General features: G+C 70.2%; 13 protein-coding genes. 9 read left to right on the top strand and 4 right to left on the bottom strand.

Annotated elements, in window-relative coordinates; all coding sequences use genetic code 11:
• Positions 1–31: 31 nt before the first annotated feature.
• The 4 genes from AC5WAM_RS00210 to AC5WAM_RS00195 all read left to right on the top strand — a co-directional run bounded on the left by AC5WAM_RS00210 (position 32) and on the right by AC5WAM_RS00195 (position 4,001).
• On the top strand, positions 32–199 hold the full coding sequence (locus AC5WAM_RS00210) for a hypothetical protein (RefSeq protein ID WP_495521047.1): 168 nt from the start codon (positions 32–34) through the stop codon (positions 197–199).
• 97 nt (positions 200–296) lie between these two features.
• A complete protein-coding gene (locus AC5WAM_RS00205; protein ID WP_495521046.1) occupies positions 297–1,250 on the top strand; it encodes an asparagine synthase-related protein in 954 nt (317 codons plus the stop codon).
• 79 nt (positions 1,251–1,329) lie between these two features.
• Positions 1,330–2,694: an outer membrane protein assembly factor BamB family protein gene (locus tag AC5WAM_RS00200; protein WP_495521045.1), complete on the top strand. Its 1,365-nt coding sequence runs from the start codon at positions 1,330–1,332 to the stop codon at positions 2,692–2,694.
• A gap of 332 nt (positions 2,695–3,026) precedes the next feature.
• The gene (locus AC5WAM_RS00195) at positions 3,027–4,001 is read left to right on the top strand and encodes a PIN domain-containing protein (RefSeq protein WP_495521044.1); all 975 of its coding nucleotides are present in this window, start codon (positions 3,027–3,029) and stop codon (positions 3,999–4,001) included.
• 114 nt (positions 4,002–4,115) lie between these two features.
• Here AC5WAM_RS00195 and AC5WAM_RS00190 read toward each other — a convergent pair whose 3' ends face one another.
• The 4 genes from AC5WAM_RS00190 to AC5WAM_RS00175 all read right to left on the bottom strand — a co-directional run bounded on the left by AC5WAM_RS00190 (position 4,116) and on the right by AC5WAM_RS00175 (position 6,407).
• Positions 4,116–4,946, bottom strand: coding sequence for a hypothetical protein (locus AC5WAM_RS00190; protein ID WP_495521043.1), 831 nt, complete (start codon positions 4,944–4,946; stop codon positions 4,116–4,118).
• 791 nt (positions 4,947–5,737) lie between these two features.
• On the bottom strand, positions 5,738–5,968 hold the full coding sequence (locus AC5WAM_RS00185) for a hypothetical protein (protein ID WP_495521042.1): 231 nt from the start codon (positions 5,966–5,968) through the stop codon (positions 5,738–5,740).
• Positions 5,965–6,225 carry a hypothetical protein gene (locus AC5WAM_RS00180; protein ID WP_495521041.1) on the bottom strand — a complete coding sequence of 87 codons (261 nt, stop codon included), beginning with the start codon at positions 6,223–6,225 and terminating at the stop codon, positions 5,965–5,967. Before AC5WAM_RS00180 ends, AC5WAM_RS00185 begins: the two co-directional genes overlap by 4 nt.
• Positions 6,226–6,230: 5 nt before the next feature.
• Positions 6,231–6,407 carry a hypothetical protein gene (locus AC5WAM_RS00175; protein WP_495521040.1) on the bottom strand — a complete coding sequence of 59 codons (177 nt, stop codon included), beginning with the start codon at positions 6,405–6,407 and terminating at the stop codon, positions 6,231–6,233.
• Between the two features lie 431 nt (positions 6,408–6,838).
• On the opposite strand from AC5WAM_RS00175, the gene AC5WAM_RS00170 reads away from it, so the two are divergent.
• The 5 genes from AC5WAM_RS00170 (at position 6,839) to AC5WAM_RS00150 (ending at position 12,656) form a co-directional block, all read left to right on the top strand.
• A complete protein-coding gene (locus AC5WAM_RS00170; RefSeq protein WP_495521039.1) occupies positions 6,839–7,000 on the top strand; it encodes a hypothetical protein in 162 nt (53 codons plus the stop codon).
• A gap of 524 nt (positions 7,001–7,524) precedes the next feature.
• Positions 7,525–8,511, top strand: coding sequence for a protein NO VEIN domain-containing protein (locus AC5WAM_RS00165; protein WP_495521038.1), 987 nt, complete (start codon positions 7,525–7,527; stop codon positions 8,509–8,511).
• A gap of 234 nt (positions 8,512–8,745) precedes the next feature.
• Positions 8,746–10,632: a DNA/RNA helicase domain-containing protein gene (locus AC5WAM_RS00160; RefSeq protein WP_495521037.1), complete on the top strand. Its 1,887-nt coding sequence runs from the start codon at positions 8,746–8,748 to the stop codon at positions 10,630–10,632.
• 325 nt (positions 10,633–10,957) lie between these two features.
• A complete protein-coding gene (locus AC5WAM_RS00155; protein WP_495521036.1) occupies positions 10,958–11,758 on the top strand; it encodes a phosphotransferase in 801 nt (266 codons plus the stop codon).
• Between the two features lie 304 nt (positions 11,759–12,062).
• Positions 12,063–12,656 carry a hypothetical protein gene (locus AC5WAM_RS00150; protein WP_495521035.1) on the top strand — a complete coding sequence of 198 codons (594 nt, stop codon included), beginning with the start codon at positions 12,063–12,065 and terminating at the stop codon, positions 12,654–12,656.
• Positions 12,657–12,942: the final 286 nt, after the last annotated feature.

The raw sequence follows: 12,942 nt of genomic DNA, 5'->3' as shown, positions 1-12,942 counted from the left end.
CCACCTCCACCCCTGACAAGAAGGGCCGGTCATGGCCGAGCAGACCATCCTCCCCACCCAGCCCACCGACCAGAACCCCACCGTCACCACGCCGAGCACCGACGGCTTCGCACCGCAGGCCAGCACCCACCCGGCTGCCGCGCTCACCCTGGGCAGCCAGAAGGAGAACGACGCCGACAAGGAGTGGTACTTCGAGTGACCGTCGCGGGCCAGGACGATTGCGGGGCCCGGCATGCCGGGCCCCGCGCTCATGACACGGCACGGTCCCAGAGAGGGGCGAGATGACGGCGCAGTGGATGGCCAGCAGCAACAGGGCACAGCACACAGGCGTTTTGGCCGAGGGCTTTGACCAGGTGCGGCACAGCGAGGGCGGACGGACACGGCAGATCACCGACGGCCGCGCCCGGCTCCTCGTGCTGGGCGACTGCCCGGTCAGTGACCAGGATCTGGCCCGCGGTCTCACCGCGGCGAAAACAGGACGGTGGGCGGAGCCGACGCGGTGGCCGGGCTCGTACTGGGTGCTGGCCCGGACCGCTGCAGGGCAGTTCGTGTGCGGAGACCTGGCCGGACTCCGACCGCTCTACTACACACTGCGCGGCGGCGAGCCGATGGTATGGGCGACCAGGGCCCCTCTGCTGGGCTGCCCGCTCACTCCCGATCTGCCACTGCTGGCCGCGCAGATCGCAACGGGCACTCACCACTGGCCCAACCGCACCCCGTATGCGAAGGTCCGTCGGGTACCCGGCGGATACGGGCCGCTGTACGCGCCCGGCAGGCCGCCGCACCTCGTCGACCTCACCGACGCGGAACCCGCCGCCGGACTCCGCGAGGGCGCAGCCGGTTTCGGGCAGGCCCTTGCCGATGCCGTCTACCACCGCGTGCGCGCGGCAGGCGGAAAGGTAGGAGCCGACTTGTCAGGGGGCCTGGACTCCTCCACCGCCGTGCTCCTGGCTGCCGAGGCCGGCCAAGTGCACGCCGTGACCTACAGCGACGGCTACACCAGCGCCGAGGACCTCGCCTTCGCCGCCCGCGTGGCCGCCCACCCCCGCGTGCGGCACACGATCGCCGAAGGCGGCCCTGCTGAGCTGCCGTTCGGGTTCCCTGCCAGCGTGCCGATCGGCGACGAGCCGGTCTTCGCCCTGGCCAACTGGGGCATGGACGCAGCCTATCTGGCCCCGGTCAAAAACCTCGCGCTGCACCTGACCGGTCACGGAGGGGACGTGGTGCTGGACTCCTCGGCGGCCTGCTGACCACGCCGAGAGCGAACTCGCCCGGGCCCAGGAGCAGCGCGACGAAGCGCAGAACCTGGCACGGGCGGCCGAGGACCGGGTGGAGGAGCTGGAGCAGGAGCTGCGCGCGCTGCGAGCACTGCCGGCCTCCCCGGCTGCCTCTGAAGGCTCCGCGCTTGTCGTCCCGGAAAGGTCCCCGGACGCTTTCTTGACCGATATGAGCCGTGCCCTGGAAAAGGCGCACCAGGTCAATGTGTTCACCCAGACGCTCACCCAGGCCGCCCGCGACAACCTGGCGCCCTCCTCCGGCCCCACCGTGCTGGACAACCCAGACAACCCCGTGACCAGCACACAACTGGCGAACAACCCACCTCTGCACGACTGGGACACACCATCGAAGACCACCGGCGTGGCACCGGAACGCGGCGTCCCGGTCCAGCCCCGCAGACAAGGCCGAAGGCGCAAGAGTCTCTGGCCATCGGCGACGGTTCGGTTCCGGATCGCCCTTGTCATCGCCGCGTTGCTCACCGCCAACGCGCTCATCCTGAGCAGCGAATCTCGCCGGTCCGGCTCCGAGGACCTGCTGTACGTCGGCACCGCCGACGCCGTGGAAGCCGTCAGTACCAACACCGGGCGAAGACAGTGGCGCTATGCCAGCCGGGGAGGCGACTGGCGGGACATCACCAGCGCGCGCGGGACGGTCTACGTCAGCGACGCCCAAGGCCACGTCAACGCTCTGAACACGGCCACCGGCACGAGGAAGTGGCGCGTCACCGTGCCGCGTGGCGAGCGCCCACCGGAGATCACCCTGCGCTCCGGCACCCTCTATATCACCCACCCCGACGATGGGCTCACCGCTCTGGATGCACGCACCGGCACACGGCGCTGGAAGGTGCCTGATGTCCACAACGAGGTGAGAGTGCAGGCCACCGGCGATGCCGCCTACGCCGTCAGAGACGGCCGCCTTTCCAAGCTCGATGCCTCCACCGGCAAACCACGCTGGGACTACTGGCTGGACCCGAAGCAGGTGTACGCGGTGCACGTCCACGACAACACTGTCTACCTGTGCCTCGACGAGCAGGTGATGCACGCCCTGGCCGCGGCCACCGGCAAACGGCGCTGGAGCTACGACCGGAGCCACAGCACCGCCGCGGAAGATGGCATCTCGGCGATCGCCACCCGCGACAGCGTCTACATCGACGCCTTCGTGCCCTCCTCAAGGGCCTTTGAGACTGCCGTGCTCGCCCTGGAAGCGGCCACTGGCAAGGAACGCTGGCGTTTCCCTGAGGGAGATCCTGATGCACAGCCCCAAGTCACTGACGACACCACGTACGTCGCCGGAGACCCTCACAAGGGCAAACGGTCTCACCAGGTGTACGCACTGGGCCTCTCCACCGGCCGCAAACGCTGGACCTACCGCACCACCGCCGCGATCGACCTGCTGTGGCTTCCTCCCACGCAGTAGGCCGCCTCGCAGCAGCGGACGCCCTTGTCGATTAGGCAGCTCAAGGAGTCGGGTCCGGGGCGCCGAGCACACCGCGCTCGCGGAGCCGGGCTATGACCAGCCGGTCGGTGCGAGCGGCGCCGTTTCGACGTCGGGCCTGCGAGGCGCGCAGGCGCCGGGCGGCGCTCGGACCGGGCTGCGGAGCGGCGGAGGCCTGGGCCTGGGGGCCCAGCGGCTGGCGTGCGCGAGTCTCCGCCGATCGTATGGATCGCAGCCGCCAGCAGGAGGAGTTGGAGGCCGGTAGCGTCGGAAACCCCAGGCGCACCCGCGGTCCGCGCTGACATCATCAGCGCATGCTCATCACACCCCGCCGGGGCACCGACCGGAAGACCCTTCGCCAGGTCCTCAGCGGGGTCCACACCACGGTGATGAACCTGCAGCAGCCCTCCGGCAACGCCTTCCACGGGTTGCTGACCTATCTGGAGTGGGCCACCGAATCGGCACGGATGCTGCGCTCCCAGGTCAGTGACAGCGACCTCGACCGGCTCGTCTTCACTCCCCGGTACAAGGCCCTGCTGGCCAGTTGCGGCATCCTGGCCGGCTCCGCTCAGGAGCGTCTGGTGAACGGTCTGGTCCAACTCGAGGTGGCCGAGCGCATCGAGGCTTTCGAGGCGGCCGTGGCCGCGCTGGATGCGCAGATCGGCCGGTGGTCCGGGCGGGAGGTCTTCGTCGTCGCCGACACCAGCTTCTACATCCAGAACGCCGTGCGGCTAGCCGACGTCGACCTGCACGAGGTGCTCGATGTGCCGCGCGAGGAACTCGTGCGCCTGCTGTTCCCGATCGTGGTGGTCGACGAACTGGACGGCCTCAAGGACGCCAGCAAGCAGCGCGCCCGCTGGCGTTCCGCCCACACCCTCGGCCTTCTCGACGGAGTCCTCCAGGGCGGCACGGACGGGATCCTGCATGCCGGAGAGCACACCGTCCAGGACGGCGAGACCCGCGGCAGGGTCACCCTGGAGATCGTCCTCGATCCTCCCGGCCACGTGCGCCTGGACCGCCCCGACGAAGAGATCATCGACCGGGCCATGGACATCCAGGGCCTGGCCGGCCGCGATGTCCGGCTGCTGACGTGCGATACGAGTCAGCACACCCGAGGCCGGGCCGCCGGGCTGCAGGTGACCAAGGTAGCGACGAAGGACCCCGGGCCCGAGCCGGACTGGTCGGCCCCGGACCGGCCAGGCACCGGCCTACGCTCGCAGCGGCGTGCCCGACAGGCAGAAGCCCAGGCACCGACAACCAGCTGCCCGCCGCACGAGCCCGCTGTCTGACGCCTTCGCGGAGCGTGCGGATACCCGACGGCACCGGACCTGGTCAGTGTGCTTCGCCACGTGTGTCCCGGGCGGGATGCGCATCGTGTGCGCGACCCGTTCCACGTGCCGCTGTCACGCCGCGCACACCCACTGCTCGGCCAGCGCCCGCAGCTGATGCGTCGTACGCTGCCGCCGCTTGCGCCAAGTCACAGCGGACACCCCTGCCTGCGCGGCCGCGCCCCGGCCATCAGCGTGCACATCGCGGGCGATCGCCTGCGCCCGCACCCCGTCCAGCACGCCCGTCTCCACACCCCACACGAGCAGTTCGACCAGCTCGCCGCGTGCACCGGCTGCGTCCTCGGCCCGCTCCACCAGCTCAGCGGCCACTGCCTGCTCCGCCACCAGCGCCTGCCAGACGTGCTCGGTCACATCGTGACCGGCAGCCAGATCAGCCAGATCCTCCACGCGCGCGGTGCCACCGGCCCCGGTGTCCGCAGCGATCTCGCGGGTGGCCAGATGGAGCGTCTCCATCTGCAGGTTCGCCGCGACCTTCTGCCTGCGGTGCAGCGGATAAGTGCGCACCACCTGGTAGAGGGAGGCCAGTACGACCTGGCCGATCTCGTCGAAGTCCCGGCCCGCGCGCAGACGCTGAGTCAACCGCACCGCGCCGGGCGCCATCGCCTGCACCACGACCCGCGCTGCGAGCTGTGCGTCCGCGCCGCGGTCGGCCGCCTGCTCCAGCAGCGCCCACAGCCATCGGTCGCTGTGCGCACGCCCCTGGGACCGGTCGCGGAGCTCCAGCTCCGACAGCAGGGCGGGCAGGCTGGCCGGCACCTCGCCGGAGGCGAACACCTCGGCACCCTCCAGCCACCCGGCCACGCGCACCCCGTAGGTACTCTCGCTACACACGAGCGTCCACTCGGCGTTCAGCCCTCTGAAGATGCCCTCGACCCCACTGGCCACGGCACGCTCCCTTCCGTTTGCGTGTCGTGAACTCTCCTCACGCCCCTGCACCCAACTCCTGACCCGACTTCCCCCATGCAAGGTCAGACGCTCGCCCAACTGCTGGCCCTCGCTGACCCAGGCGTGCAAACGCTGACCCACGCCGCCTTGCGTGCGGGCCAGCTGTGGTTCGGGCCTTGTCGACGGCCAGGTCGTCCACGACCTGTGCTCGCAGCGGCAGGTCGCAGTCTGGTCAGGTAGTTGATGGCTCGCCAGTTGTCGCCGGCCCCACCGGATCGGTCGTCGGCGGTGCTGCCGGGTGCTCGACGGGGTCTGGGGCAGCCCCGCCTCGCGGCGTACTCCGGGCCGCCTGGCAGTGAGGCCGTTTCGGTACATCACCGCTAGCTGCTGACTCAGGTGGGGGCCAAGTGGCCGATATCGAGGGGCTGCAGAAGGGCGGCAGCACTGAGTGGGAGCTGATAACGCAACAGGTACCTCACAAGGTAACGAAACGGGTGCCTTGTGAGGTCCCGGAACCAGTGCCATATCGAGTAGCGCCATTGCCGAGCGCGATGTCGCGCCAGCGCAGGTCAGACCGGCTGGTCGAGCACTAAGCGGAGTCGACACCTCTTCCTCCGAGTAAGGAAGAGGATGCCATTACTCCGGCGGGGGCATCGGGCCGGGGTTCGGGTCGTTGCACCTTGCCGTCTGCGGTGAGCGATGGCGGCCGTGCGTGGCATGTCAGGCTGAGCGCCGGTGAGTTTCCCAGATCGGAGAGACTCGTCGGCTTTCGGGCGCACGCGTAGGAGCCGTCACCGGCCGACGGTGATGGTCAGCACGCCCGCCGCGGCGAGTCCGACTGTGATCGGGTGATCCGGCGCCGGGCAGTGGGGCACGATGCACACGACGGCGCTGACGAGTAGAAGCCTCACGGGGAGCAGGGCGACGCGCTCAATATGGCGGCCGTAGTGCCTGCCGTTGTAGGCCGGGGCGAACGCCCCTCCGGCACGGGCGCTGTGCCCCGACAGGGCCAGGGACGTCACCAGTCGGTGACGTCCGCCAGGCGGGTGCCGTGCGGATCCGCGACATCCTGCGTGACGCGGGAGTCTTCTGTGAGCAGGGATGGCAAGGCTGCCAAGAGGGCAGTGACGGCACCGGAGGGGCGCACGTCAGCCGCGGTCACCCCGGGCAAGCTGTCGGAAGCAAGGTAGAGCCGCAGCCGGTCCTGGCCGAGGAAGAGGAAGCCGAGCAGAAGCGGGTCCAGTTGCTCCTCGGTGGAGGGCTGGGTGATGCCGCGCATGAGGGTCAGGGCCCGGTCTTCCGCAGTAGGCGGGCTCGGTTCCAGCACCGCGGGTCCACCTGGATGAGCGTCATGCCCATCACCGTGCCCATGCGGTCGCTGGAGTAGATGTGCGTGCCGGTGAGCAGTGTGCGTGCCATGCCCAGGACGGCGCGGGCGCTGATCCAGTCGTCCTTGGGCATGCAGGGGTATCTCGTAGGCGGCCAACGGGGCGGGGCTGCAGGAGCCCTGGCGCCGGTGACGATGCGGATGGCCTCGGCCGGGGGCGGGGGCGGGGCAGGCAGGACGCCTCGGACGTACTGGGAGTCGGCGAGAGGTGCCTGGACGTGATGGAGCAGCAGGCGGGCGATTGCATGCCTCAACGGCGAGATAGTCAGTGCATACGCGAACATGATGAGCATGGGTGTGGTGTAGGCGGCACGGGATGCTTCACCGCCAACGTTGGCCGCTACCTTCCTCGTCATGACCGGGCCGGAAGGGCTCGGCAGCGACACTCTCGGAGGCTGAGCGGCGGGCGGCCACCGCACCCAGCTGCACCAGGGCGTGACAGCCCGGGCATGGGCGAAGACGCGCGAGTGGCGTCTGGTAGGGCAGGCTGCCGTAGCTCACGGTCGTGCTGCCTGCGCCCGCCCGCCCGGCCGACGTCGCGTCAGGCAGGGGGCAGGAGGCCGCGGACACCGACGGCCTCGGCCCGGAGCTGGTCCTGAAGGACCTGTCCCGCGAGCAGGTGCTGGGCTGGCGGATCGGGTCCGTGCCGCGCATGACCACCAGGTAGCGTTCGGCCACATCACTCGGTCCGGCGAGGCGTTGGCGCAGAGCCTGTTCACGCAGGTGTTCGTCGCGGCGCCTGTCCGGCCTCGGGCATCTGAACCTTGGTCTAGCCCTGGGGGCAGACGTGAGCAGAGGTGCGACGTCCGCTGTCGATTTCTCCGGGTAGCGCGAAAGCCGCATTGAAGGCGGCGCGGACCGCGACGGCGGCGCGCCGGAGCGGGTGAGCCGATGGGCATGAGGGCTGTGATCGGCGCACTGATCGTGGAGCGGGCGTTGGAGCTCTCGGCCGCCGACGCAGCACAGCGGGGGCGGGCGCGACCTGATGAGGCCGCAGTACGCAACCCCCTGGCACCAGTGACTACCCCTCCATCAGCAACAATCCCAGCCCGTACCGCGAGCCCCTCATGCGGCGAGTGGTGGAGATGCCCGCGGAGTACGCCTTCGGCTGGCGGGGCTTCGTCGAGCCGTCGAGGAGCAGTAAGAAATGCCTTGTTGACCAGTCGTTAGTGATGGCCTTAAGGTGCCCTGGTGGCTTCTGAGGCGTTGTTCGTGATGATTCATGTGGGGCAGAAGGTCGGGCACCAGCGGAACCTGGAACACGGGATGGTGACGCGGTCCTGGGGTTTTCCGAGGAAGCCGGACTGGTACGGACGGCGGGAGCCGGACTTCGCGGTGCTGGTGACCGGGGCGGCGCCGCGGGTGCAGCCGGGGGAGTGGGAAGCGAAGTCTGCGCGGATGGTGCTGTGCAAGGTGCAGGTGGCTGTGTACCAGGGCACGGCGCCGCACTGGCCGGACGAGGTCGCCGAGGAGCGGGTCATCTACCCCTACCGGCTGGGCCTGGAGCCGCTGGCCGTGCTCGACGATGTGCCGCTGGGCCCGGAGGGTCCGCTCAGCGCGGAGGCGTCGCAGGCGGCGCGCCGGTCGGGGACCCAGCAGGGGGTGGGGTACCTGGTGGCGATGGACCCGCAGCCGCTGTTCGACGCGGCCGGCATCAAGGCCGACTGGGCCGCGGACCGTGACATCGCGCTCGCCGCGACCCCCGGGGTCACGCTTGAGCAGTTGGAGGGCCCCAACAGCCCCCGGCGCGGGCGGCGGGGCGCGGGCCGGCAGATGGACCCGGAAAAGCGCAAGGCGGTCGAGCTGTACGCCGAGGACAAGGCCGTCAACCACTATCAGGATCCCGAGCGGGGCTGGACGGTGCACAAGGTTGGCAAGCCCTACGACCTGCGCCTGGAGCGGCAAGGGCTGGAGCGGCGGGTGGAGGTCAAGGGCACCACCGGCGCCCCCACCAGCGTGGAGCTGACCGTGAACGAGGTCTTCCACGCCCGCGACACCCGTCACACCGTCGACCTGTTCATCGTCAGCGACATCAAGGTCACCAGGACGGACGGCGCGTACCACTGCAGCGGCGGCGACGTCCTGCTGCTCGAGGACTGGCAGCCGGCCGAGGAAGACCTGCGGCCCACCCGCTACCAGTATCTCGTCCCCCAGCCCCCCGCCGCCCCCCAGCCGTAACCGCGGCCCGGCTCGCCCGGTCTGGCTCCCCGCACCCAGGGACGCGGCTGTACAGCATTCACGCGCGGCATACGTGGCACCGGGCAGGCCCCTCCGGCTCCGGGCCGGAGGACAGCGCCCTACGGACCGGTCCCCGCGCGCCCAGGCACGCCGCCCGACCACGCCGGGCCGCACCCACCCCGTGCGGGGCCGCCCGTGCTGCTTGATGGAACGCATTCGACCCAGGAGACGACGATGCCGTTACTGCGCATGTCCGCGCGCGAGTTCATCGAACGCTGCCAACAGGGCACGGTGGCCGGCGATCTGGCCGAGCGCCACCGGAAGGCGCGACTGGGGCGGCTGGAAGACGCGGAGATACGGTCCTGGCGCAACAGCCTGCCCGCCCTGGCCCACGTGCTGGACGAAGCCGGACTGCAGCATGTCGAGGTACTGATCGAGTACCGGCTGGCCCTGTCCAGCCTGCGGGCCGACGTGGTGCTGGCCGGCTGGCACCCCCACACGTCCCAGCCGTCCTACGTCATCGTCGAGCTCAAGCAGTGGACCCACGCCCGGGCCCTGCCCGACACCGAGGACCTCTGCCTGCCAGGGGCCGGCAACAACAACCGGGCCTTCCTGCACCCGGTCGCCCAGGTACGGCGCTACTGCCAGTACCTGCAGGACTTCACCACCGTGCTGGACACCGAACCCGACGCGGTAGCCGGCGTGGCCTACCTCCACAACGCCGATGCCACCGGCGTGGCCGACCTGCTCGCCCTCGAACCCGACCACCACGGGCGCCTGTTCACACGCAGCACCCGTGATCAACTGATCACCTATCTGCAGTCGCGCCTCTCACCCGCTCACGGCACCACAGCCGCCGACGAACTCATCGACAGCCCCCTGGCCCCCAGCCGCCCCCTGCTGCGCGCGACCGCGGAAGAGATCCTGCACACCGACCGGTTCATCCTGCTCGACCAACAGCAGGTCGCCGTCTCCCTGGTCCGCCGCGCGGTGAAGAAGGCCCGCGAAGCGGACAGCAAAGAAGTCATCATCGTCACCGGCGGCCCCGGCTCCGGCAAAAGCGTCATCGCCCTGCACCTGATGCGCCACCTCGCCCACGACCGCCACACCGTGGTCCACGCCACCGGATCCAAGTCCTTCACCCGCACCCTCCACCACGCCATCGGCACCGACAACCCCCGCGTCCGCAAGCTCTTCGGCTACTTCATGAACTTCGCCGACGCCCCCAAGAACGGACTGGACGCGCTGATCTGCGACGAGGCCCACCGCATCCGCGCCCACTCCGTCCGCCACCGCGGGGTACGCCAGATCGACGAACTCCTCGACGCCGCCCGCGTCCCCGTCTTCCTCATGGACGACCACCAAGTCGTACGCCCCGGCGAGATGGGCAGCCGCCAAGCGATCGACCAGGCTGCCGCCGCCCGAGGCCTGCGCCCACGCCACATCGACCTCAACGGCCAGTTCCGCAACGGCGGCAGCCGCGCCTACGAACAGTGGGTGCTGAGCCTGCTGCAGCTCACCGACGAGCCCGCCACCGCGTGGGCTAACGAGCGGACCTTCCACGTCCAAGTGGTCGACTCTCCCCAGCAGATGGAAGACCTCCTGCAGGCCAAGGAGGCGCAGCACCTCACCGCCCGCATCACGGCCGGCTTCTGCTGGCGATGGAGCGACCCGCGCCGCGGCCGTCTGGTCGACGACATCGCGATCGGCTCCTGGCGCAAGCCGTGGAACCTGCGCGGTGAGTCCCGCCTCGACGGCGTCCCCCCGTCCTGGCTGTGGGCCACCGACCCCGACGGCTTCGGCCAGGTCGGCTGCATCTACACCGCCCAGGGCTTCGAGTACGACTGGAACGGCGTCATCCTCGGAGAAGACCTCGTCTGGCGCCAGGACCGCTGGCTCCCCAACCCTCAGGCCAGCAGGGACCCCGCGCTCAGCAGAACTGACCCTGACACCTTCCTCCGCCTGGTCCGCAACACCTACAAAGTCCTGCTCACCCGCGGCATGTCCGGAACCCTCCTGTACTCCACCGACCCCGAAACCCAGGCACGACTGCGCCAACTGGTCCCCGCACCGACTGCGGCAGAGCCCGACCCGCCTGCACCAGTCCAGCAGCCCACCTGAACCACAGCACCACCCAAAGCCACCACGTACGCAGCAGACTCCGATTCTCTCCGCATCGGAGTCCCGGTCTCGCCGGGCGTGACATTGGTGGCCCAGATGGAACAGGCCTGCCCGTCCGACATCGCGTAGCCGGTGCTCCACAGCGGCTGGTAGATCACCGGCCCGGCCGCTGATGGCGATTCTTGGAAACGACGGCCCAGGGTTACTCCTCGCCACACTTGATCAAGCCCTCAAGGGACTTGGTCTGCCCGAGCATCCGCTGGCCGGAGTGGAGTTGCGGCAAAGGCAGCGGCCGGGGGAAACCTGGATGCCCAGACGGGTCGGCATGCGATACAACCAGAGCGTGGAGGAGCAACGTCTGCCGGGCGGCCGGACCGTGGGTGCGGTGCGTATCGGTGATGCGGTCCACCGGCCCGTACGGCCCTGGAGCCCCGCCGTGCATGCGGTGCTGCGTCACCTGGAGGCGGTGGGATTCGCCGGAGCGCCCCGGGTGCTGGGGATGGACGTACAAGGGCGTGAGGTCTTGACCTATCTCGGGGGCGAGACTGCTGGTGAGGACCTTCCCTGGCCTGCGTGGGTGTACTCGGACACCGCGTTGGTGAGTGTCGGCAGGTGGGCCCGTCGGCTGCACGATGCGACGGAGACGTTTGTGCCACCGCCGGGGGTGCGCTGGCTCGCTGGGCAGACGTGGCGGCCGGGGCTGGTCATCGGACACCATGACGCCGCCCCGTGGAACGCGGTGTGGCGCGATGGCGATCTGGCCGGGTTCTTCGACTGGGACACCGCTGGACCTTCGTCGCGCGAGTTCGATCTGGCATTCATGGCGCTGACCTGGGTGCCGTTGCAGGCCCGTCGATTGGCCAAGAGGACGGGCTTCACCGCGTTCGAGGACCGGTCCCGGCGTCTGCACATGCTGCTCGACGCCTACGGCTACGACGGCGACCGGTCGGCATTCGCAGCCGTCGTGGCCACACGGGCCCGGACCAACGCCGACGTCATCGACCACATGGCCGCCGACGGCGACCCCGCCTACACCGCACTGCTCCCGGTTGCTGCCGACCTGCGCCAAGCCGCCCTCGAGGTGGAGGCGTTGCCCGCCTCCTTCTGGGCCCCCGTCAGCGGCTAGGGCACTGGCGGGACAGCAACCGCATCGATGGCACAAGCCCGGCCTCCTGCCGACGTAACGGAACAAAGGACCAAGACCATTCACAGCCCAACCCCTGGTCAGCGCGGGCTTTCCTGGGCAATCAAGCGGAGCGGCTCCGAGGCGGAACCGATCACGGGGTGGCCGAATCCAAGGAGTCCCATCACCGCACGCGCCCAGGCCTCCAGCCCTTGGCGCACCTCGGCGATCCGGGCGGTCGTCGTGGACCGGCTGGCCGAGCGGGCACGGGCGGCGGCCGCAGCGGCGGTGGGCCCGGGTGCGGCCGGTGGCCGACGTCGTCCTGGCGGCCGTGGACACCGTCGCTGTCGTGGACGTGATGCGCGGCGCCTTCGCGCGCCACCACCTGCTCGCCGAAGCCCGCCAGCACCTCGCCTACGCCCTGCGCAGCTACCTCCACGAGGTGGGCCTGGACGAACAAATCGTGCAGGCGATCGTCGACGACTACACCCGCCCCGTCGGCCGGGGCCGGATGATGACCGCCGACCTGCGCGCCCTGTACCCGCGCGACACCGAGGACCAGCCCGTGCTGCGCCCGCTGACCCGCCACCGCACCGCGCTCCCGTATGAGCGGGCCCACCTGGCCGCAGGCGCCTTGGCCGCCCGGGTCCGCGCCGCGCGGCGTGCGGAGCGCCTGGGTTCCCGCCCCCGCCCGTACCCCGTGGTTGTGCCCGCCGCCTTGAGGTCGCGCCCGCAGCCGTTGCACACCGGCCGGAAGGCCGGCCGCCTCCCGGAGCGGGGGACCGGCAGAACTGCGCGAGCAGCGGCGGCGGCTCCAGGACGTCGGACGGCGCCGCCGCGACGCCCGCGCCCTGTCACGGGTGCAGCCCGCCCTCCTCCGCCATGCAGGAACTCGGCATAGAACGACCGCTCTAACAGCTCGTCTTGACCCAGCAACGGCACCCGTTCACCGCTGCCGACATCGTCCTCGAGGGCAGTGAGAGCCCCCGGCTCTGCGCAAGCCCCTGTCAGCGGATCGCAGGTCGGGCGCAAACCCGGCAGCCCTGCTGGTGCTCACCACCTGGCTGACGCGGAAGCGGCCGAAGACCTCGCGGCGTGTGCAGTGCCCGGCCCACGGCCGGTTCCATCCCGGCACCCCGCGGCCAGGTCACCACCGGGCGCCGAGGGCGACAGCCTTGTGGAGGAAA

The sequence above is a fragment of the Streptomyces sp. JLYT201 genome (assembly GCF_059448825.1).
This window is presented reverse-complemented; position numbering and strand designations above follow the sequence as displayed.